The organism is Lentzea sp., from assembly GCF_035525475.1.
Lineage (GTDB): Bacteria > Actinomycetota > Actinomycetes > Mycobacteriales > Pseudonocardiaceae > Lentzea.
Genome location: NZ_DATLEC010000210.1, coordinates 22,155 through 43,346 on the forward strand (window position 1 = coordinate 22,155; position 21,192 = coordinate 43,346).

Here is a 21,192-nt window from a genome sequence, read left to right on the forward strand (position 1 = left end):
ACGAGTTTTCGTCCCGGCGAAGACCTGCGGCACAATTCAACCGTGACCGCGACAGAGATGCTCCTCGACGCCGTTGATCTCGCCCGCGCCGCCGCCGAGGAAGAGGCAGGTGTGGAACGCGTCGGCGCTCACGTCGGCGTGCACGGTGAGGACGAGTACTCCGTCACGCACCTGTTCGAGGCCGAGCACGCGGGCTACCGCGGCTGGAACTGGGCCGTGACCGTCGCCCACGCGGGCGAGGGCACCCCGGTGTCGGTCAGCGAGGTCGTGCTGCTGCCGGGCCAGGACGCGCTCGTCGCGCCCGAGTGGGTGCCGTGGAGCGAACGCGTCCGTGCCGGCGACCTCGGTGTCGGCGACCTCATGCCACCCCGGGAGGACGACCCGCGCCTGGTCGAGGCCTACGTGCAGTCCGACGACCCCGCGATCGAGGAGGTGGCGCTGGAGATCGGCTTCGGCCGCACCCGCGTCCTGTCCCGCGAGGGCCGCCTCGACGCCGCGGACCGCTGGGCGAACTCCGACTTCGGCCCCCACTCCGACATGGCCCGCAGCGCCCCCGCGCACTGCGGCACGTGCGGCTTCTACACCCGCGTCACCGGTGCGTTCGGCGCGGCGTTCGGCGTGTGCGCGAACGAGATCGCGCCCGCCGACGGCCACGTCGTGCACGTCGAGTACGGCTGCGGCGCGCACTCGCAGGTCGAGGTCGACATCAGCCCGATGGTGCCCGTCGCCGACCTGGTCTACGACGACGCGCAGCTGGACGTCTCGGAGTGACCGACCCGTTCGGGACCGAGGCCCTGCGCACCTCGGTCCTCTCAGCCTGGCGCGGTTCGCCCACCCGCTTCCGCGAGGACGCGAACGCCGAGGAGGACCTGCGCCTCGGCGGCTACCGCGACCGGCTGCTCGTCGAGCTCGCCCAGAACGCGGCGGACGCGGCCGGAGCCGAGCCCGGTGTGCTGCGGATCAGCCTCGTCGACGGTGAGCTGCGCGCGGCCAACACGGGCGCTCCGCTGACGCAGGCCGGTGTCGCCGCGCTGGCGTCGCTGCGGGCCTCCGCCAAGGAGTCCGGTGTCGGCCAGTTCGGCGTCGGTTTCGCGGCCGTGCTGGCCGTGACCGACGAACCGCGGGTCGTCTCCACGTCGGGTGGCGTGCAGTTCTCCGCCGCCCGGACCCGTGCCGAGGTGCCGGAGCTGGCCTCCGAGCGCGGTGGTGACGTGCCGGTGCTGCGGCTGGTGTGGCCGTGTGCCGAAGAGGTGCCCGAGGGCTTCACGACCGAGGTCCGGCTACCGCTGAAGGTCGACCTCTCGCTGGACGACCTCGCCGCCGAGGTCCCCGACCTGCTGCTGGCGCTGCCGGGTCTGCGCCGCGTCGAGGTGGGCTCCCAGTCGTGGGAGCGCTTCGTCACCGCGGACGGCGTGGTCACCGTCGGCTCGTCGCGCTGGCTGGTCGAGCGCGAGGTCGGCGAGCTGCCCGCCGAGCTGGTCCAGGGCGTCGAGCAACGTCCTCAGTGGACCGTCTCGTGGGCGTACCCGCTGGACGCGCCCCTGGGTGAGGACGTGCTGCACGCGCCGACCCCGACCGACGAGCGGCTGTCGCTGCCCGCGCGGTTGATCGCCACCCTGCCGGTCGAGCCGTCTCGCCGCCGGATCCTGCCGGGGGCCGCCGCGTGGGCGGTGCTGGACGCCGCCGCCGCGCTGTACCCCGCCCTGGTCTCGCGGGTTCCCGCCGTGGAGCGGACGGCCCTGGTGCCGTTGCCCGGCTTCCCGCTGTCCGAAGTGGACGACCGCCTGCGGACCGCGGTGCTGCGGTCGTTGCGCGCGGCCGAGTGGCTGCCGCTGGCCTCCGGCGAGTGGATCGCTCCTTCCCGGGCCCGTGTGCTGGACGTCGGGTCCGAGGAGCTCGTCGACCTGGTCGAGGACGCCCTGCCCGGCCTGCTGGACGCCGAGCTGTCCGCGCCGGTGCACGCGAAGGCGTTGGCGGCGCTGGAGGTTCCGCGCGTGTCGACCGCCGAGGTCGTTGCCGCACTGGCCGAGGTCTCCGGTGATCCCGGCTGGTGGCGTGAGGTGTACGCCGCCTTCGAGCCGCTCGCCGAGGTGGATCCGGACGTTCGTGAAGCCTTGCAGTCGTTGCCCGTGCCGTTGGCCGACGGTCGGACCGTCACCGGGCCTCGTACGACTTTGATCGCCGATGAGCCGTTGCCCGGGTTGCGGGTCGTGCATCCGGATGCCGTGCATCCGTTGCTGGTTCGGCTCGGGGCTGTCGAGGCCGGGGCTTCCGAGCTGCTGGCTGATCCGCAGCTGCGCGAGAACGTGGCGCGGTCTGTGGAGGATGCCGAGGCCGGGCTCGATGGTGAGGATCTGATCGAGACCGTTCTTCGGCTGGTTGATCGGGCTGGGGTGCGTTCTGGGGAAGAGCCTTGGCTTGGGGCCCTGGCTCTGCCTGATGCTTCCGGGGAGTGGCATCGGGCCGATGAGCTGTTGATGCCCGACTCGCCGTTGGTCGGTGTCGTCGAGGCTGACGCTTTTCCGCTGTTGTCCAAGGAGGTTGTCGAGTCCTACCCGCGTGCCGCTCTGGTGGCTGTCGGGGTGGTGGACGGGTTCTCGTTGGTGGTCGACGACGAGCCTGCTGGTCCTGATCACGACCTTGCCGATGAGTCCGCCTGGTGGGGTTCTGGGCTTGACGAGCCTTCTCGTGTGGTCGCTGTCCGGGATCTGGATCTGGTGGCTGACTGGCCGGCTGCTTTGCGGTTGCTCGCTTCTGATCCTGTCACCTGGCGGGCTGTTGTCGAGCCTGACGGGTACACCGGGTGGTGGATCGCCCGGCATGCTTCGCTGGCTGGGAAGGCTCCTCGGGAGTACCGGTTGGCTGAGGCTTCGCTGCTCGACGGGTTGTTCGACGTCGTTCCGGATTCGGGGCTGCCTGAGCATGTTCTCCGGGCTGCCGGGGTTCGGTCTCGGTTGGAGATCCTGGACGATGATGACGCCGAGTTCGTTCTTGAACGGCTGGGGGATCCGGATCGGGTCATCGCTGATGCTGTGGTCTTGCGGGCTTACTCGGCTTTGCCCGAGGGGGACTTCGCTCCGCCGGAGCGGGTTCGGGTTTTGAGCGGGTCGGTTGTCGAGGCCGATGACGTTGTTGTGCTCGACCACCCGTGGCTGCTCGGCGTCGTGCCTGCTTCTCGGGTTCTGCTCGCCGACGGCTCTGAGGAACTGGCCGACCTGCTGGACCTGGCGCTGGCGTCGGAGGAGTTCGACGGGTCGCCTGATCATGTTGGTGAGGTTGTGCAGTGGCAGGACCTGGCGGCCGTGCGGATGGCGTGCGAACTGCTCGAGGTGCCGCTGCCCGGCGGCGTCGTCGTGGTGCACGAGTCGCTGGTCGTCGATGGGCAGCGGGTTGAGTGGTGGATGGCTGATGGGGTGCCTCATGCCTCTGACACGCCTGAGGGGCTTGCGCGGGCGTTGGCTTGGGTGACGGAGCGGTGGGAGGACCGGCACACGTTCGCCGCGCTGATCACCGAACCGACGGCGGCGACCCTGCTGGGCTGACAGCTCGGCCGCGCCCTGACGACTCAGGCCGCCACGTCCACCGTTTCCCCGGGCTCCGCGACGGCCTGCCGGCGTGTCTTGCGCAACCGTGGCCTCGCGATGTCCCCACGTCGCGTCAGGATGATCCACGCTGTCAGCGTCACCACCGTCGACACCGCTCCGCCGATGATGATCGGTGCTCGGCCGTTGATTTCTCCCAGCCAGCCCATCAGTGGGCCGCCCACCGGGTTGCCGCCCAGGAAGACCAGCATGTAGATGCCCATCACCCTGCCGCGCATCTCTGGTTCCACGGCCAGTTGGATGGTGGTGTTCGCTGTGGTCGTGAAGGTCATCATCGCTATGCCCACCGGGATCATCATCAGGCCGGTGAGGATCATCGTGGGCATCGTGCCGGAGATGATTTCCAGGATGCCGAAGATGATTCCTGAGCCGATGAACACGCTCATTCTCGGTGTTTTTCGCTTTGCTGCCCAGGCTGCTCCGGCCAAGGTGCCCACGGCGATGAGCGTGGACAGCAGGCCGTAGGCGTCTGCGTCGCCTCCGAAGACGTTGCGGGCCATGATTGCCAGGGTCATGTAGAAGTTCATGCCGAAGGTGGCGATGAAGAAGACCAGGAGCATGACCGTCAGCAGGTCCGGGCGGCTGCGGACGTAGCGGAGGCCCGAGAGCAGCTGGCCCTTTTCGCGGGGAAGGGGGTCGGAGCGTTGCAGCTGGGTCGTTCGCATCAGCCAGATGCCGCCCACCACGCCCACGAAGCTGATGGCGTTCGCCAGGAAGACCCAGCCCGTGCCTATGGCGACGATCGTGACGCCTGCTATCGCCGGGCCGATGATGCGGGCCAGGTTGAACATCATCGAGTTGACGGCCACGGCGTTGGTCAGCTGGTCGCGGCCGACCATTTCCACTACGAAGGACTGGCGGACTGGGGTTTCCACTGCCGAGAAGGCGCCTAACAGCAGGCACAGCAGGTAGACGTGCCAGAGTTCCACTACGCCTGTCACGTCCAGCAGGCCCAGTGCCAGGGCGCAGACGCCCAGTGCGGATTCCAGCCAGAGCAGCAGTTTGCGCTTGTCCATGCGGTCCGCCAGGACGCCGCCCCACATCGAGAGCAGCAGGACCGGGAGGAACTGCAGTGACGCGGCTATGCCCAGGGCCATGGGGGAGCCGTTCGACAGCTCCAGGACCAGCCAGTCCTGGGCCACGCGCTGCATCCACACGCCTACCAGCGAGATGATCTGGCCTGAGGCGTAGAGGCGATAGTTGTATATGCCTAACGAACCGAACATTCCGGTACGACGAGGTGGCGAAGTGTCTGCTCCACTACCCGCGTAACCCGACACGTCCTTACTGCCCCGCCATCCTGTCGATGATTTCCGCTGCGCGCGAGAGCAGTTCCCGGTCGTCGTGGGTCAGTTCCGCGAGTCGCTTGTCCAGCCACGCTTCGCGGGCCGTGATCTCGTCCTGCAGGTACGACGAGCCTTCATCGGTCAGCTCGACGATGGCTTGACGGCCGTCGGTGGGGTGCGGGCTGCGCGTGGCGAAGCCGAACTCCTCCAGGGCTGCTATCACCCTTGTCATCGACGGCGGCTGCACGCCTTCCTTCGACGCCAGCTCTCCTGGCGTCAGCGGTCCGCACTTGTGCAGTGTGGACAGCGCGGACACCTGCGTGAGCGACACCGCCGAGTTGGTGCGCTGTGCCCGCAGGCGACGGTTGAGACGGACGACGGCGAGCCTCAGCCTGCTCGCCAGTCCGTGCTGATCGTGCGCCACGTAGTTAGCATACCTCACGAAATAGTTTCCTGCCGAAAGGTCAGGTCAGCAGGGCCTGGATCGGGGCCAGCGCGAAGTAGACGACGAAAGCGGCCGCCACGATCCACATCAGGGGGTGGACGGCCCGCGCCTTGCCGGTCAGGGCCTTCAACAGGACGTAGCTGACGAAGCCCGCGCCGATGCCGTTCGCGATCGAGTAGGTGAACGGCATGACGACGATCGTGAGGAACGCGGGCAGCGCGATGGTGAAGTCGGTGAAGTCGATGTCGCGGATCTGCATCATCATCAACGCGCCGACGATCACCAGCGCCGGTGCGGCCGCCTCGATCGGCACGACCTCGTAGAGCGGAGTGAAGAACATCGCCAGGAGGAAGAGGATGCCGGTCACGACGTTGGCCAGGCCCGTGCGCGCGCCCTCCGCGATGCCGGAGGCCGACTCGATGTAGACGGTGTTCGACGAGCTCGACGCGGCGCCGCCGGCCACGGCTCCCAGGCCGTCGACGAACAGGGCCTTGCTGACGTTCGGCAGCTGGCCGTCCTCGTCGATGAGGTCCGCCTCCTTGCCGAGGCCGGTCATGGTGCCGACGGTGTCGAAGAAGTCGGTCAGGACCAGCGTGAAGACGATCAACGCCGCGGTCAGGGCCGGGAGCCGCGTCCAGGCGCCGAACGACACGTCGCCGAGCAGCGACAGGTCCGGCACGCCGAAGACCTGGTCGGGCAGCGCGGGGTAGCCGAGGTTCCAGCCCTTGGCGTTGACGCCCGCGGACGGGCCTGCCTTGACGATCGCCTCGAGGACGATGGCGAAGATCGCCGTCGCGACGATGCCGATGAGGATCGCGCCCTTGACCTTCCGAGCGAACAGCACGCCCGTGACCACGAGTCCGACGACGAACACCAGCGTCGGCCAGCTCGCGATCGACCCGTTGATGCCGAGCCCGACCGGGACGGTGGTGTTCGCGGCGTCCGGCAGGCGGCGGACGAACCCGGCGTCGACCAGGCCGATGAAGGTGATGAAGAGGCCGATGCCGACCGCGATCGCGGCCTTGAGCTCGTTCGGCACGGCGTTGAAGACCGCGGTCCGCACGCCCGTGACGACCAGCAGGAGCACGACAAGGCCGTTGACCAGGACGAGGCCCATCGCCTCCGGCCACGAGACCTTGGCGGCGACCGAGACCGCGACGAACGAGTTGATGCCCAGGCCCGTGGCCAGCGCGAACGGGTAGTTCGCGATCAGTCCGAAGAGGATCGTCATCACGCCGGCGACCAGCGCCGTCACGGCGGCGACCTGGCCGACGGGGAGGATGTCGCCCAGCACGTCGGGGTGCGCGCCGGGACCCGTCGGCGCGAAGCTGCCGATGATCAGCGGGTTCAGCACGACGATGTAGGCCATCGTGAAGAACGTCACGACACCGCCGCGCACTTCACGCGACACGGTGGACCCGCGTTCGGAAATCTTGAAGAACCCGTCCAGCATCTGCTCTCCTTACCGATGTGTCCGAACGCGACTCCGCCCCGCACCCGCCGCCGTTGCCGCACCGGCTGGCCGATCCCGTGCCGGTCGTGCTGGGTGGTACCGCGCTGTGGTTCCTCGGTTTTCTGGTCGTTCTCGTGGCCGACCGCTCGAACAGCACGCTGCTCTGGACGACTCTGTCCGGCGGTCTGCTCGGGATCATCGGATACGGAGTGTTCTACTGGCAACGCCGGGCCGCGAGGCGAGGGTCACGCACCGCTCAGCAGGGCCTCGACGACGCGTAGCCGAGCATGGTCCTGGTTGCCGACTGGGTGCGGCTGCTGATCGTCTGCGCGCTCTTCACCGGGGCGGCCTGCGCGATCACGTGGTTCACCGGCCTCACCACCCCGAAACCGTTCCTCAAGGCGGCGGTCCGCGCCGTCCTGCAACTCGCGGCCGTCTCCGCCGTGATCACGTTCGTCCTGAGCCACCTCGGCCTCACCGGCGCCTTCCTCGTCCTGATGGCCGTCGTCGCCACCGCGACCTCGGCGAGGCGCACCGGAGCCGGCAGGGGCGGCGTCTGGGTGGCGGTGGCGATCCTGATCGGCACGGTGCCCGCGCTCGGCCTGCTGATCGTCATCGGCCTGCTGCCGGTCCGGGGCATCGCCCTGATCCCGGTCGGCGGCATCCTGATCGGCGGTGCCATGACCGCCACCACGCTCTCCGCGCGACGAGCGCTCGACACGCTCCAGGACCGCAAGGGCGAGTACGAGGCCGCGCTCGCGCTGGGCTTCGTGGAACCCACGGCGGTCCGCCTGATCATCCGCCAGCCCGCCGCGGAGGCGCTGGTGCCTCCACTCGACCAGACGCGGACCGTCGGCCTGGTCACCCTGCCGGGCGCGTTCGTCGGGATGCTGCTCGGAGGTGCTCCGGTCTGGCAGGCGGGGGCGCTCCAGATCGTGGTGCTCCTGGCGCTGCTGGCCGTCGAGGCCGCCGCCGTCTCCACCGTCGTCGAACTGGTCGCGAGGGGTTTGATCAGGAGGACTTCCCCAGATATCGAAGTTAGGCTAACCTAAGTCTCGTCGCTTCGTGGTGGGAGCGGCAGTCAGTTCGGGAACGGACGAGGCCCCCGCTCCGGGCAGAGCGGGGGCCTCGTCGTGTCCGGCGGGCGCTTGTCGGAGCATCCTCTGCCGGAGTCGCGGGAACCGGGTCAGGGCCGCGACCTTCACGTGGGCGGCGTGGTGCTTGCTGTGGTGCAACTCGTAAACCAGTTGCGGAGTGTCGTAACTTCGAAGCGTGTCCGCGCTGACAGCCAGGAACATTTCGCTGTCGTTCGGTCCGAGGACCGTGATCTCGGAGGTTGATCTCGATGTTTCACCTGGTGACCGCGTCGGCCTGATCGCGCCCAACGGCGTCGGCAAGTCCACGTTGCTCCGCCTGCTGGCCGGTGAGCTGCTGCCGGAGACCGGATCGGTCTCACGCTCCGGGACGGTCGCGCACCTGACCCAGGAGACCCACCACCGCTCCGGCGAGTCGTTGCGCGACCACCTCGCGCGCCGCACCGGCGTCGCCGAGGCCGAGCGGTGGCTGCAGGAGGCCGCGGAGGCGCTCGGCGAGGGTGGCGGGCAGGACTACCCGGAGGCGTTCGACCACTGGACCGCGATCGGTGCCGGTGACTTCGACGAACGCGCGGACGCCGTCTGCGACCGGCTCGGCCTGCCCGCCGACCTGCTCGACGGACGTGCGTCCGACGAGCTGTCCGGTGGGCAGCAGGCGCGGCTGCGGCTCGCGGCGGTGCTGCTGACGCGAGCGGACGTGCTGCTGCTCGACGAGCCGACGAACGACCTCGACACCAGCGGTCTCGACCTCCTGGAGTCCCACGTCGCCGGATATCCGGGCGCGATCGTCATGGTGAGTCACGACCGGGAGTTCCTGGCGCGCACCACGACCGCGATCGCCGAGCTCGACGAGTTCTCGCACCGGATCACCGTGTTCGGCGGAGGCTGGGAGGCCTACGCCGAGGAGAAGGCGAACGCGGGCCGTCGCGCGCAGGAGGAGTACGACGCGTACGCGGCCAAGCGCGACTCGCTGACGCAGCGCAGCCGGCAGGTCAAGGAGTGGTCGCGGCAGGGCGTGCACCGGGCGGGCAGTGCCAAGGCGCGCAGGGACGAGCCGGACAAGAACGTCCGCGCGGGCCGCACGCAGTCGGCGGAGAACCTCAGCGCGAAAGCGTCCGTTGTGGACCGTCAGCTGGCCAGGCTGGAGGAGGTCGAGGAGCCGCGCGAGGCGTGGCAGCTGCGGCTGACCCTGCCGTCGGCCGGGCGGGGCAGCTCCGTCGCGTTCACGTTGCGGCAGGCCGTGGTCAGCCGTGGCGACGTGACTCTCGGGCCGGCCGACCTCACGATCGGCGCGGGCGAGCGGTGGCGGATCAGCGGTCCGAACGGCTCCGGCAAGTCGACGTTGCTCGGCGCGCTGCTCGGGCGCATCCCGCTGGTCTCGGGCGAACGCTCGATCGGGCCGGGCGTCGTGGTCGGCGAGGTCGACCAGCTGCGGGCCGAGTTCGCCTCGGACACGTCGGCGTTGCGGATCGTGGCCGATGCGACCGGGCTGCAGGACGTCGAGGTGCGCACGTTGCTGGCGAAGTTCCGGCTCGGCGCGGACACCGTGCTGCGCCCGGCCCGCGAGCTCTCGCCGGGGGAACGGACGCGCGCGGGGCTCGCGTTGCTCCAGGCGCGCGGCACGACTTGTTTGGTCCTGGACGAACCCACGAATCATCTGGATCTGCCGGCGATCGAACAGCTGGAACAGGCGCTGGAGAACTACGAAGGAACGTTGTTGCTGGTCACGCACGATCGGAGGCTCGCTTCCGCCGTGCGGGTGGATCACGAGATCAACGTCGGTGACCTCCTCACGTTTCCTCACGTGAAGGGTGGAAGATATGAGTCATGACCACCGAGGAGGACTGGCCGGTCGAACAGACCTGGTCACTGCGCAACACCCACTGGCACGCCTACGTGGAGCACACGTCGCTCGACCACGCCTCTCCTCGGCAGGTCCGGCTCGAGCGCACCCCTGAGGAAGTGCTCACCTCACCCGCGGAGGTGGCGGCGTGGCTGGAGGTCAACCTCCGCAGCGCCACCCGTCCGGAGGAGACAGGCAAGAAGCGCGTGAAGGACGAGCGCGACTTCACCGACTCGAACCGCGTGCACGCGTCGCTCGCCTCGCGCGGCGAGTCGATCTACACGGGCGTGAAGGGAGAGCTGACGCTGGCGGTCGAGGCCGTGACGCCCGACGAGTGCCGGATCTCGCACGACGGTGCCGACGTGGCGCCGCTGAAGTCCGGACGCCGCCGCTAGGGCGTCGGCGATGAGGAGGCCGGCGGCGCCGTTGACGCCGGCCTGCCCGAGTCGTCCGGGAGAAGTCGCGTCTCAGCCGACGTGCCAGGTGTGCACGGGTTCGCCCGCGTGCATGAGCTCCATGTACCGCTTGAGCATCCCCGACAGGGCCGCGTCCCTCGACAGGCCGCGATCCTCCAGCAGTGCAACGGTTTCCCGTTGCCACGACGATCCCGTGCGCCGCGCGAGGCAGCGCTGTTCGATCACGCCGAGGTAGCGCTCGCGGGCCTCGTCGGAGACGCCGCAGTCGCGCAGGCCGTCGTGCGCCATCGGCAGGAGCCGGCGCAGCACCAGCTCGTCCGGCGGGATCCAGCCGATTCCCGGCCAGTACAACTGCGCGTTCATGCCGTGCCGTGCACCGGTGTAGAGGTTCTCCTCCGCCGCCTGGAACGACATCTGAGTCCACAGTGGACGTTCTTGGGAGGCGAGCGCTCGCTGGGCGCCGTAGAAGAAGGCCGCGTTGGCCATCGTGTCGAGCACCGTCGGCCCGGCGGGCAGGACGCGGTTCTCGACGCGCAGGTGCGGCACGCCGTCCACCACGTCGTAGACGGGCCTGTTCCAGCGCCAGATCGTGCCGTTGTGCAGGCGCAGCTCCGAAAGACGAGGCGCGCCACCGGCTTCGAGCACCTCCAACGGGTCCTCGTCGTCGGTTTCGGGCAGCAGGCTGGGGAAGTAGCGCACGTTCTCCTCGAACAGGTCGAAGATCGACGTGATCCAGCGTTCACCGAACCACACGCGCGGCCGGACGCCCTGGTTCTTCAGCTCGTCCGGGCGGGTGTCGGTGGCCTGCTCGAACAACGGGATGCGCGTCTCGTGCCAGAGCGCCTTCCCCAGCAGGAAGGCGGAGTTCGCGGCGATGGCGACCTGGACCCCCGCCAGGCACTGCGCGGCGTTCCAGTGGGAGGCGAAGTGCGTGGGCTCGACCTGCAGGTGCAGCTGCACCGACGTGCACGCGGCCTCGGGGAGGATCGACTCCGCGTAGCTCAGGAGCTTCTCCGGCCCCTTGCCCGGCATCGCAGAGCCTTCCATGCGCAGCACCATCTCCTCGCCGCGGGCGGCGAAGATGGTGTCGTTGAGCAGTGCGTACCGCGGGCTCTCGGAGAGCCACCTGCGGTCGAAGTGCCGCTCCCGCAACGTGGGCAGCAGGCCGATCATGGCGAGGTTGGCGCCGACGTCGTGGGCCTTGGAGTCGGCGTAGTCGAGCGAGGCGCGCAGTTCCTCTTCCAGGCCAAGCATCTCACCCCCCGCCAGCTCGCGCGGCGGGACGTTGATCTCCAGGTTCTGCTGTCCCAGTTCGAGCGTGTAGGAGGGGTCGTCGATCTTCTCGAGCACCTCCGAGTTCGCCATCGCCGGACGCATCGCGTCGTCGACGAGGTTGAGCTCGATCTCGAGTCCCATCTGCCGACGGGGAAAGGAGAAGGTGTCTTCGGCCAGCATCGTGGCCAGTGCGTCGAGACTCCGCTGCATCTTCTCGCGATAACGCTGGCGATCGTCTCTGGTGAACGTGCGGCTGGACACTTCGCTTCCCATGCCGCTACCCCTTCGCTCGGCGCCGGTGGGCGCGGGCAGGCGGAACGCTCAACGTGACACAGGCGAAACATCCTTTCCATCGCCCAAATCGGTGCTCTCCGTCACCTTGATGTGACAACCAGCGATCATCCGCTGGTCGGACGCGTGCGGCTCCGCCCTTCGGACTACCCGCCTGTTCCCCGCCACCGGGGTGCGAAACTTCCGGCGTGGCGAAGGTGATCGAGATCGACGACCCGGCGGACGCGCGGCTGGACGACTTCCGCGACCTCTCGACGGCCGACCGCAGGCCCGACCGCCCGGGAGGGCGCGGTCTCGTGATCGCCGAGGGTGTCGTGGTCGTGGAACGTCTGCTGGCTTCGCCGTACCCGGTGCGCGGGCTGCTCGGGGTGCGGCGGAGGATCGAGGCGCTGGACCTTTCTGACCTGGACGTTCCCGCTTACGTGACCTCAGCGGAGGTTATGGCGTCGGTCGTGGGGTTCCACTTGAACCGGGGTGTACTGGCCGCGGCCGGCAGGGCCCCCGCGGTGCCGTTCGAGGAGCTGGCCGACCGCTCCACGCGTCTGGCCGTGCTGGAAGGCGTGGGCGACCACGAGAACCTGGGCTCGATCTTCCGCAACGCCGCCGCCCTGGGCGTCGACGGAGTGGTCCTGGGCCCCGGCTGCAGCGACCCGCTGTACCGGCGCAGCGTGCGCGTCTCGATGGGCCACGTCCTGCGCGTGCCGTTCGCTACCACGGAAGAGTGGCCCGCAGCGCTGAACATCCTGCGGCACAAGGGGTTCACAGTTGCCGCTCTGACCCCGCGCCCCACCGCCCTGCATCTCGCAGACGCCAATCTGCGAGGCCGCCGAGTGGCAGTCCTCCTGGGCTCGGAGGGCCCGGGCCTGACCGACGAGGCGATCGACGCGGCAGACCTGGCCGTGCGAATCCCGATGTCGTCCGGCGTCGACTCGCTCAACGTAGCCACAGCAGGCGCCGTGGCGTTCTACGCCCTGCTCTAGAGCAACGTGAGGATCAACGACAGCCAGGCCACCACCACACCGGTGACCACGCCGTAAGCAACCCACCGCCACACCGGCACGTTGCGCCCGAGCCACACGCTGGGCGCGAGCCCACCGACCACCAGCACGTTCGCCACGAGCGCCAGCCACGGACTGGTCTCCCCCAGCCCCAACGACAACGACACCACGGTCACAGCGACGATCGCGGCGGTGATGAAGCTGACCGTGAGCCCGGTACCCCAAGGCGTGGGCTCCAGCTCCGCTTCCTCCTGCGCGAGGTCCTCGACCTGCACCTTGACCGCCACCTCAGGCGCGTCGACGCTGATCAGCTCCCCGCTGACCGGGTCGGTGTACTGAACAGGCGCGTTCATGACGGCCGCGATCCTGCCCGCGAGCTGCTTGCCGCGCCGAGCGACCAGCGCACTGGCCACCCCGTCGGCAGGCGTCTCGGTGCGCACCACGGCATCGGCGACCTGGGCCCACTCGTGCAACGCCTCGGCAAGATCAGCACCAAGGGGCAGGCTGTGCGGGTCGACCTCGCGCTCACCGGACTCGTCCTCCCCGGCGAGCACGGCGCGGCCGTCCCGGACTCGCAACTCCACGAACCCCTCCTAGGTCTCCCGAGTCTCGCGGAGAACCTATCGGACCGGGGAAGATCGGGACATCGGCTTGCCTCGTGGACCAACGCGAAGCAACCACCACCAAGCACACCTGCGGGGTACGCCCGAGGGCGATGCGAAGCGAGCCGGACAGCCTTGTGAACCGCCGGTGAGCGGTGTGGCCCAATCGCTATCGACGCGAAGCGGCGATGAACCCCACGCGTCGACACTGCCTGCGCGCCCAAGCACGCAAGGCGACCATTCGCACGGCCGGTGACCCCTCCGCTGGAACCCGCACCCAACGTCGTGAGGTCGCGTTCGCGCCAGATCCCCATTGGCGCGAACGCGACCACAGGCCTACGCGAGCGAGTCGCGCCAGGCCGTGTGCAGGGCGGCGAACCGGCCCCGCTCACCGATCAGCTCCTCAGGGGAGCCGTCCTCCACCACAATGCCACCATCGAGCACCAGCACGCGGTCCGCGATCAGGACCGTCGACAGGCGGTGGGCGATGATGAACGCCGTCCGGTCGGCCAGCACTGTCTCCAGCGCTGCCTGCACGGCGCGTTCGGTGGGCACGTCCAGTGACGATGTTGCCTCATCCAGGACCAGCACGGCGGGATCTGCGAGAAACGCCCGTGCGAACGCCACCATCTGCCGCTGCCCCGCGGACAGGCGCCCGCCTCGCTTGCGGACGTCGGTGTCGTACCCGTCGGGCAGTGCGCGGATGAACTCGTGCGCCCCCACCTCGGCCGCCGCGGCCTCGACCTCGGCACGCGACGCCGACGGGCGGCCCAGCGCGATGTTGTCGGCCACGGAGCCGGAGAACAGGAAGTTCTCCTGCGTCACCATCACCACGGCCCGGCGCAGGTCCTCGTCCGCCACCGACCGCAGGTCGACGCCGTCCAGCTGCACCGAGCCCGACGACGCGTCGTAGAACCGGGCCACGAGCTTCGCCAGCGTGGTCTTGCCGGCGCCGGTCGCGCCGACCAGCGCCACCGTCTGGCCCGCGGGCACGTCCAGCGAGAACCGGGGGAGCACCTGCCGGGACGTCCCGGGGTAGCGGAACTCGACCTCGGAGAAGCGGATCGCGCCCCGCGCGTGCGGCAGGGCCACCGGCGACTCCGGTTCCTGGACGGACGGCTGCTCCTCCAGCAGGCCGGAGATCTTCTCCAGCGCCGCCGTGGCCGAGGAGTACGAGTTCGCGAACATCGCCAGCTCGTCGAACGGGTCGTAGAAGCGGCGCAGGTACAGCGTGAACGCCGCCAGCACGCCCAGCTCCAGCGAGCCGCCCGTGACGCGGTAGGCGCCCCAGGCCAGCACCGCGGCCAGCGACACGTTGCCGATCACGCGGATCGTGGCGACGAACGCGGCCATCACGCCCAGCGCGTCGGTGTTCGCGTCGCGGAACTGGCCGTTGAAGCCCGTCATGATCTGCTCGTTGCGGGGCTGGCGGCGGAACGCCTGCACCGCGCGGATGCCGTTCATCGACTCCACGAACTGCACGATGATCTTCACGATCGCGCCGCGCGTTCCCCGGTACGCGTCCATCGAGCGGCGGCGGAACCAGCGCCAGATGACGTACGCCGGGATGAAGCCCGCGACCACGACCGTCGCCAGCGGGGCGTCGAGCCAGAACAGGATCACCGCGATGCCCGCCACGGACAACGCCGCGTTGAACAGGCTGTCGAGGCCCTCCTCCAGCAGGTCCTGCAACGCGTCGACGTCGCTCGTCAGCCGCGCGATGACCTTGCCGGACGTGTAGGACTCGTGGAAGCCCACCGACAGCCGCTGCGAGTGCCGGAAGATCCGCCCGCGCAGGTCCAGGAGCAGGTCCTGGCCCACGCGGCCGGAGACCCGCAGGAACGCCCAGCGCAGGAACGTCGTCAGCCCCGCGCAGACCGCGTAGCCGGCCACGCACCACACCAGGATCGACGCGCTGCCGCCGACCGCGGCCGGGATGCCCCTGTCGATCGCGGCGGCGATCAGCAGCGGCCCCGCGAGGTTCGCGAGGTTGCCGCCGACCACCGCGGCGATCGCCAGCGACGTGCGGCCGACGTGCGGGCGCAGCAACGAGCCCAGGAGCTTGCGCGAGCGCGCCTGCAGGCGCAGGCCCGTCTGGTGCGAGATCTCGTCGATCTCCTCGGCGGCGACGCCGCGCCACTCCTCTTCCTCAGCCACCGGCTGGGTCACCGCTGCCGAGCTCACGACGCCACCTCCTCTTCCACCTTGTCGTCGGCGTCCGCACTGGACAGCAGACGCCGGTACTCCTCGTTGTTGTCCAACAGCTCCCGGTGCGAGCCGAACGCGGCGATCCTGCCGTCGACGAGCATCGCGACGCGGTCGGCCAGCTGCACGGTCGACGGCCGGTGCGCCACGACCAGCGCCGTGACGCCGCGCAGCACCCGGCGCAGCGCCGCCTCCACCTCGGCCTCGGTGTGGACGTCCAGCGCCGACAGCGGGTCGTCCAGCACCAGCACGGCCGGCCTGCCGACGACGGCACGCGCGAGCGCCAGCCGTTGCCGCTGACCGCCGGACAGCGACAGGCCCTGCTCGCCGATGCGGGTCGCGAGTCCCCACGGCAGCTGGTCCACGAACTCCTCGGCCCTCGCCACCCGCAACGCCTCGCGCACCCGTTCCTCGTCGACGTCGGGCACGCCCAGCGCCACGTTCTCGGTGACCGACGCGGAGAACAGCACGGGTTCCTCGAACGCCGTGCCGACCACCGTCCGCAGGTCCTCCAGCGAGAGGTCCCGCACGTCGACGCCGTCGATCGTGATCCGGCCCGCCGTCACGTCGGCCAGCCGCGGCACCAGCGCGGTCAGCGTCGTCTTGCCGGAACCGGTCGCGCCGACCAGCGCCACGGTCTCGCCGGGCCGCAGGTCGAGGTCGATGCCCTTCAGCACCTCGCGGCCGTCCTCGAACGCGAACCGCACGCCCTCGAAGCGGACGTGCCCGCGCAGCGGCGCGGGCAGCGGCACGGGCGAGTCGGGGCTGGTGATCGTCACGGGGGAGTCGATGACCTCCCAGTAGCGCTCCAGCGCGGAGGCGGCCTGGTTCGTCTCGGCCAGCAGCCAGCCGATGGAGTCGGTCGGCCAGCGCAGGTAGGCGCTCACCGCGACCGCCGCGACGAGCGTGCCGACCGTCATCGTGCCGTCCACGATGCCGATCGCGCCGACGCCGAGCATGCCCGCGATCGACAGCTCCGGGAACACGATCAGCACCGACCACAGCGCGGCCAGGATCGAGATCTTGTTCAGCTCGGTCGACCGCAGCTCCCGCGCCTGCGCCAGGAACCGCTTCGACAGCTCAGGCCCGCGCCCGAACGCCTTGAGCACCCGGATGCCGAGCGCCGACTCCTCGACCGTGGTCGTCAGGTCGCCCGACTGGTCCTGCGCCCTGCGTGCGACGACCTTGAACCTCGACTCGAAGAAGAACGAGATGATGATCAACGGCAGCGCGCCGCACAGCGACACGACCACGAGCCACGGCGAGAGCGCGGCGATGATCCCCAGCCCGATCAGCACGACCAGGGTGTTCACGATCAGGAAGATGACCGCGAACGCCACGAACCGGCGCACGGTCGTGAGGTCGTTGGTCGCACGGGACAGCAGCTGGCCGGACTGCCACCGGTCGTGGAACGACACCGGCAGCCGCTGCAGCCGCTGGTACAGGTCGAACCGCATGCGCGCCTCGACCTCCGCCGCCGGTCTGGCGACGACCTTGCGCCGGATGTAGAACAACGCCGCCTCGCTGAGCCCGAGCGCCAGCACGCCCAGGATCAGCCACGGCAGGACCGCGGTCTCCCCGTTCTGGATCGGACCGTCGACGATGCGCTGCGTGAGCAGCGGGATGCCGAGACCGCACAGCATCGCGAGCATCGTCGCCGCCAGCACGACAGCCATCCGTGCGCGGTGCGGCCGCACGTACGGCCACAACCTCCGCAAGGTCCTGATTGTCGAGTTACGTTGATCGCCCACGCGACGAGCCCCCTCCAGGTCACCTCCAAACTACGAAGGAAGACCCGTGCTCAGCATCCGGTTTTTCTCCTCCGGAGCGTGCTGCCTCGACTTAGGTCGAGGTCAAGGGCACGATTACGACCATGACGCGGTATCTGCGGACCGAGCAGACGATGGCGTTTCCACACGGACGGCTCATCGCCACCCGTGACGGGGCGAGCTACGTGCTGGCCCCCGACGGCTGGGACCACCTGCCGGGCCCGAGACCGCGGCACGCCACGTCCGTCTCCCGCGAGGAGGCCGAGGACTGGTGCGAGAGCGAGGGCTGGGACCTGAACCTGCTGGACGAGGTCCCTACGCCTTCCGGAAGGTGACCAGTGCGACGAGCCCGTAGGCGACGGCCGCGAGCAACGCCTCGGCGTGGTGCCGGTTCGTGAACCACGCCGTCGCGGGCTCGTGCACCTTGAAGTAGAGCCCGATCCCCAGCACGACCGGTCCGAGCACGATGATCGGCCACACCGGCCGCACCCCGAAGACCCACAGGATCGGCCCGGCCAGCACAAGAGACGACACCAGCGCGAGCGGCAACCCGATCAGCACGAGCAGCAGGAACGTCGACATCGACGTGCTGTCGAGCCACGACTTCAGGAAGCCCGACTCGTACGCCCAGGTCCAGCCGAGCACGAGTCCTGCTCCGACGGCCGTCGACAGCACGACCCGGAACAGCAGCCGGCGGCCCGCCTTACCCGTCTTGCCCGCGGTGCTCTGTTCGGTCACGCCTGCCACGGTAACGAGCGGGCGCCACGAGGGCCAAGGCGCGGTCCCCCAGGACCGCCCACCACGGTCCGAACCCCGTGACCACACCGGCCAGTGCGAACGCCGCCGTGAGGACCGCCGCGGGGATCGGGAGGAGGACGAGGAGCTCCCGGTCGCTGCCCCAGTGGATGCTCGCGGCCACCGCCTCCAGCGCGACGACCAGCAGCACGCCGGGAACCACCACCGACCACGGCCGGGGCTGCCTGACCATCTTGAGCAGCCAGACGTGCAGCAACGCCACCACCACCAGGCCGCCCACCGGCACCGTGGGCAGCAGCACGTCGACGATGCCAGCGGCACGCTCCTCGCACTCGATGTCGTCCCAGGGCCGCAGGCTCGCCGCGAGGCAGGGGTGGGTGACCCCGGACACGAACAGGAGGAAGATCGCCACGGCGCCGCCCAGACCGGCGAAGACCGCGAGAACCGCACGAGCGGACGCGTTCACGCCGTCCTCCCGCGGCCGATGCACAGCGCGGCCACCGCGAAGGCGAGGCTCGCGGCGACCACCGTCGCCGCCGAGATGACCGGTCCGCGTTCCGCCTGGTACAGGTCGAGATACGTGTACGTCACGTGGTAGACCGCCACGACCAGCAGGATCCACAACGCACCGCCCACCCCCGTCACCCACCAGCCGTGCCGTTGCCGCAGGAACCGGAAACCGGCGAGCACGGCGGCTCCGGCCACGAAGATCCAGAGCACGAGGTTCGGCGGGACCAGCACGAGGAACCCGCCGCACCCGGCACGGCCGGGACCGCCGTTGCAGTACCGCACCGCCACACCGGAGGTGGACAGGAACCCGGCGCCCGCCACCGCTCCGGCGACGGCTCCGACGACAGTGCGCAACAACATGGGTGAAGAACTACCGGATCAGGGCCCGCACCAGGTCGGTCTTCACGAACCCTCCACAGCACCTTCACCGCGGGCCGACGTGAGCACGGCGATCAGCGCGAACAGCGCCGCGAACACCAGAAACCCCGTCCACGGCACCGCGAGCAGGAGCACCATCGCCACCACGGCCATGAGGGTCGCGGGCACGGCCACCAGCCATGCCCGCGACTCGCCCAGCGAACGCAGCGCGATCCCGGCCAGGACCGCCGCCACCACCGCGAAGACCGGTACGGCCGTCACGAAGGTGCCGAGACAGCCCCAGTCGTCGAACGTGCAGACGGTCCCGGAGGAGATGAGCTCGAACATTCCCCACCAGGCCAGCCCGAGGAGTGCACCCACTCCGGCAGCCAGCGCGACACGACGTCCCACGGCGTCAGCGCCTCACTCAGCGGTTCGACCGCACGCCGAGTAAAACGTCCTCCCACGACGGGACGATGGGGTGGTTCTTCTTCCCCCGCTTCGGAGGAGGGTCCTTGCGGACCGGCTTCTCCGCGGCGGGCTCCTGCTCCTTGACCGGCGGTGCGGCGGGGACAGGTGCGGGCTCCGGTTCCGGCTGCTTCTCCTGGACCGGGACCTGCACCGGCTTCTCCGCCGCGACGGGCGCCGGCGCGGGCGGCGGTGCCTGGGCGGGAACCGGCACGGGTGCCGGCTCCTCGAGCACGGGCACGGTCGCGGGAAGGACCGGGGTCGCCTCCAGCGCCTGCCGCGCGAGCTGCGTCACCGGGCGCACCGTGCGGAGCGTCCGGTTCGGGTTCGGGTCCATCAGGTCGACCGCGACGTCGTCGAGCGCCGTCACCGTGCCGCCCTGCGCGCCAGGGTGGAACGCCCAGTGCGCGCGGTTGTCCGAACGCCCGGTCATCCAGTGCAGCTGCACGATCCAGCGGCCGTCGTCACCGCGCCACGAGTCCCACTTGGTGTCGGACAGGTCGTGGCCGCGCAGGCCGAACGAGTGCGCGACGACCTCACCGAGCGTCTGCACGTCCGGGCCGTCCTCGCGGACCGGGTGCGCGCGCTGGGCCAGGTCGGCCGTGCGCGAGCGCTCCAGGAGCACGGGGTAGGCGAAGCGCTCGATGCGGTTCGCCGGCATGCCGGAGGCCTCCGCGACCTGCTCGATGGACTCGCCGGAGCGGATGCGGGCCTGGATCTCCCGCGGCCGCATCTGGGCCTCACCGGACTCGATCTGCATCTGGCCGAGGCGCGCGAGATCACCGCGCAGGGCCGCCCGCAGGCGCTCGTCAGCGGGGAGCGTGAAGCGCTCGCCGCGGTTTTCGGGGTCCTCGAGGATGACGGACTTGCCGTCCTCGTCGAGCCCGATGACTCGCAGCGCTCGCATCGTGGCCTCCCTGAATTCGCACCTCGCCAGCAGACAACGTTAGGACAACGAGCCGTCCGCGGGTGGGAGGCTCGCCGATATCTCTACGTGATCTTGCCAGTTCACGAGGCCTGTCGCACTCCCGTTTCCGGAAGGTTCACCTGGACCACCAGCCCGCCTCCCCCGTTCGGGCGAGCCCTCGCCGAGCCCTGGTGAGCCCTCGCGACGGACTGCACGATCGACAGTCCGAGGCCCGATCCGGCGGTCCCGGTGCGGTCGCGGAGCCGGCGGAAGGGCTCGAACAACCCGGGTACTGCCTGGGCAGGCACGGTGGGACCGGTGTTGGTGACGACGAGTTCTTGATCAAGCCGTACCGAGACGGAGCCGCCAGGGGTGTTGTAGAGGACGGCGTTGCGCAACAGGTTGCCGACGAGCTGGGCGAGTAGGACCGGATCGCCGTCCACCAGATACCTGCGAGTCTGAACTGCAAACGTGACGTTTTTCTCGGCGGCGAGAGCCGCGCACGACTCCACTTCGTCGTCGACGACCTCGTCGAGCCAGACGAGCTCACGCGTGGCGAGCCCGCGGTCACTGCGAGCGAGCAGCAACAGCCCGTCGATGAGCTTCTCGCTTCGCTCGTTCGTGTCGAGCAGGTGTGTTCCGAGGCGGCGCACCTCGTCGGACGCGTCCGGTGCGGCCAGCGCCACCTCGATCAACGTCCGCTGGACGGCCAGCGGTGTGCGCAGCTCGTGCGAGGCGTTCGCGACGAACCGCTTCTGGCTGTCGAACGACGAGGCGAGCCGGTCGAGCATGCCGTCGAAGGTGTCCGCGAGCTCCTTGAGCTCGTCCGGCGGCCCGTCCAGCTCGATGCGCTGGTCCAGGCGTTCCGCCTCCAGCCGGTGCGCGGTCGTGGTGATCGAGTGCAGCGGCGCCAGC

21 protein-coding genes are annotated in these 21,192 nt (G+C 69.8%); 8 read left to right on the forward strand and 13 right to left on the reverse strand.

The features are described 5' to 3' along the window. The first annotated feature begins 42 nt into the window (after window positions 1-42). Together VM306_RS32415 and VM306_RS32420 are read left to right on the forward strand one after the other, a co-directional pair. Window positions 43-771, forward strand: coding sequence for a DUF3027 domain-containing protein (locus VM306_RS32415; RefSeq protein WP_325521614.1), 729 nt, complete (start codon window positions 43-45; stop codon window positions 769-771). Next, window positions 768-3,542 carry a sacsin N-terminal ATP-binding-like domain-containing protein gene (locus VM306_RS32420; protein WP_325521616.1) on the forward strand — a complete coding sequence of 925 codons (2,775 nt, stop codon included), beginning with the start codon at window positions 768-770 and terminating at the stop codon, window positions 3,540-3,542. The genes VM306_RS32415 and VM306_RS32420 overlap by 4 nt, the downstream gene beginning before the upstream one ends. A 23-nt stretch (window positions 3,543-3,565) precedes the next feature. On the opposite strand, the gene VM306_RS32425 is transcribed toward VM306_RS32420, so the two are convergent. From VM306_RS32425 to VM306_RS32435, 3 genes are all read right to left on the reverse strand, one after another. Next, a complete protein-coding gene (locus VM306_RS32425; protein WP_325521657.1) occupies window positions 3,566-4,753 on the reverse strand; it encodes an MFS transporter in 1,188 nt (395 codons plus the stop codon). Window positions 4,754-4,886: 133 nt separating this feature from the next. Further along, window positions 4,887-5,312, reverse strand: coding sequence for a MarR family transcriptional regulator (locus tag VM306_RS32430; protein WP_325521617.1), 426 nt, complete (start codon window positions 5,310-5,312; stop codon window positions 4,887-4,889). Window positions 5,313-5,352: 40 nt separating this feature from the next. Continuing rightward, window positions 5,353-6,786 (reverse strand): NCS2 family permease, encoded by a 1,434-nt coding sequence (locus tag VM306_RS32435; RefSeq protein ID WP_325521620.1) that lies wholly within the window; start codon window positions 6,784-6,786, stop codon window positions 5,353-5,355. A 17-nt stretch (window positions 6,787-6,803) separates the two neighbouring features. Between VM306_RS32435 and VM306_RS32440 the strand changes: the two genes are divergently transcribed. The 4 genes from VM306_RS32440 to VM306_RS32455 all read left to right on the forward strand — a co-directional run bounded on the left by VM306_RS32440 (window position 6,804) and on the right by VM306_RS32455 (window position 10,118). Further along, complete coding sequence (locus VM306_RS32440) at window positions 6,804-7,067, forward strand: DUF2530 domain-containing protein (RefSeq protein ID WP_325521622.1); 264 nt, start codon at window positions 6,804-6,806, stop codon at window positions 7,065-7,067. A 6-nt stretch (window positions 7,068-7,073) separates the two neighbouring features. After that, a complete protein-coding gene (locus VM306_RS32445) occupies window positions 7,074-7,838 on the forward strand; it encodes an ABC transporter permease (RefSeq protein ID WP_325521624.1) in 765 nt (254 codons plus the stop codon). 220 nt (window positions 7,839-8,058) lie between these two features. Beyond that, window positions 8,059-9,711, forward strand: a complete 1,653-nt coding sequence (locus VM306_RS32450) for an ABC-F family ATP-binding cassette domain-containing protein (RefSeq protein WP_325521626.1) — start codon at window positions 8,059-8,061, stop codon at window positions 9,709-9,711. After that, window positions 9,708-10,118, forward strand: coding sequence for a hypothetical protein (locus tag VM306_RS32455; RefSeq protein WP_325521628.1), 411 nt, complete (start codon window positions 9,708-9,710; stop codon window positions 10,116-10,118). Before VM306_RS32450 ends, VM306_RS32455 begins: the two co-directional genes overlap by 4 nt. A gap of 72 nt (window positions 10,119-10,190) precedes the next feature. On the opposite strand, the gene VM306_RS32460 is transcribed toward VM306_RS32455, so the two are convergent. Continuing rightward, on the reverse strand, window positions 10,191-11,687 hold the full coding sequence (locus tag VM306_RS32460; RefSeq protein ID WP_325521630.1) for a glutamate--cysteine ligase: 1,497 nt from the start codon (window positions 11,685-11,687) through the stop codon (window positions 10,191-10,193). 206 nt (window positions 11,688-11,893) lie between these two features. On the opposite strand from VM306_RS32460, the gene VM306_RS32465 reads away from it, so the two are divergent. Then, window positions 11,894-12,685 (forward strand): RNA methyltransferase, encoded by a 792-nt coding sequence (locus VM306_RS32465; RefSeq protein WP_325521632.1) that lies wholly within the window; start codon window positions 11,894-11,896, stop codon window positions 12,683-12,685. Here VM306_RS32465 and VM306_RS32470 read toward each other — a convergent pair. The 3 genes from VM306_RS32470 to VM306_RS32480 form a co-directional block, all read right to left on the reverse strand. Next, window positions 12,682-13,287, reverse strand: coding sequence for a DUF2537 domain-containing protein (locus VM306_RS32470; RefSeq protein ID WP_325521634.1), 606 nt, complete (start codon window positions 13,285-13,287; stop codon window positions 12,682-12,684). The two genes, VM306_RS32465 and VM306_RS32470, sit on opposite strands and share 4 nt — an antisense overlap. Before the next feature lie 354 nt (window positions 13,288-13,641). Next, window positions 13,642-15,489, reverse strand: a complete 1,848-nt coding sequence (locus VM306_RS32475; RefSeq protein WP_325521635.1) for an ABC transporter ATP-binding protein — start codon at window positions 15,487-15,489, stop codon at window positions 13,642-13,644. After that, entirely contained in the window at window positions 15,486-17,228 is a 1,743-nt protein-coding gene (locus tag VM306_RS32480) for an ABC transporter ATP-binding protein (RefSeq protein ID WP_325521637.1), read from the reverse strand. The genes VM306_RS32475 and VM306_RS32480 overlap by 4 nt, the downstream gene beginning before the upstream one ends. A 155-nt stretch (window positions 17,229-17,383) precedes the next feature. Between VM306_RS32480 and VM306_RS32485 the strand changes: the two genes are divergently transcribed. Beyond that, entirely contained in the window at window positions 17,384-17,614 is a 231-nt protein-coding gene (locus VM306_RS32485; protein ID WP_325521638.1) for a hypothetical protein, read from the forward strand. Here VM306_RS32485 and VM306_RS32490 read toward each other — a convergent pair. The 6 genes from VM306_RS32490 to VM306_RS32515 all read right to left on the reverse strand — a co-directional run. After that, complete coding sequence (locus VM306_RS32490) at window positions 17,595-18,017, reverse strand: hypothetical protein (protein ID WP_325521640.1); 423 nt, start codon at window positions 18,015-18,017, stop codon at window positions 17,595-17,597. The two genes, VM306_RS32485 and VM306_RS32490, sit on opposite strands and share 20 nt — an antisense overlap. After that, window positions 17,983-18,501 carry a hypothetical protein gene (locus VM306_RS32495; RefSeq protein ID WP_325521641.1) on the reverse strand — a complete coding sequence of 173 codons (519 nt, stop codon included), beginning with the start codon at window positions 18,499-18,501 and terminating at the stop codon, window positions 17,983-17,985. The genes VM306_RS32490 and VM306_RS32495 overlap by 35 nt, the downstream gene beginning before the upstream one ends. Then, window positions 18,498-18,905: a hypothetical protein gene (locus VM306_RS32500; protein ID WP_325521643.1), complete on the reverse strand. Its 408-nt coding sequence runs from the start codon at window positions 18,903-18,905 to the stop codon at window positions 18,498-18,500. Before VM306_RS32500 ends, VM306_RS32495 begins: the two co-directional genes overlap by 4 nt. A gap of 42 nt (window positions 18,906-18,947) precedes the next feature. Beyond that, a complete protein-coding gene (locus VM306_RS32505) occupies window positions 18,948-19,313 on the reverse strand; it encodes a hypothetical protein (protein ID WP_325521645.1) in 366 nt (121 codons plus the stop codon). A gap of 16 nt (window positions 19,314-19,329) precedes the next feature. Continuing rightward, on the reverse strand, window positions 19,330-20,277 hold the full coding sequence (sepH, locus tag VM306_RS32510) for a septation protein SepH (protein ID WP_325521647.1): 948 nt from the start codon (window positions 20,275-20,277) through the stop codon (window positions 19,330-19,332). Between the two features lie 101 nt (window positions 20,278-20,378). After that, on the reverse strand, window positions 20,379-21,192 hold an 814-nt coding region (locus VM306_RS32515; RefSeq protein ID WP_325521649.1), incomplete at its 5' end, for a HAMP domain-containing sensor histidine kinase.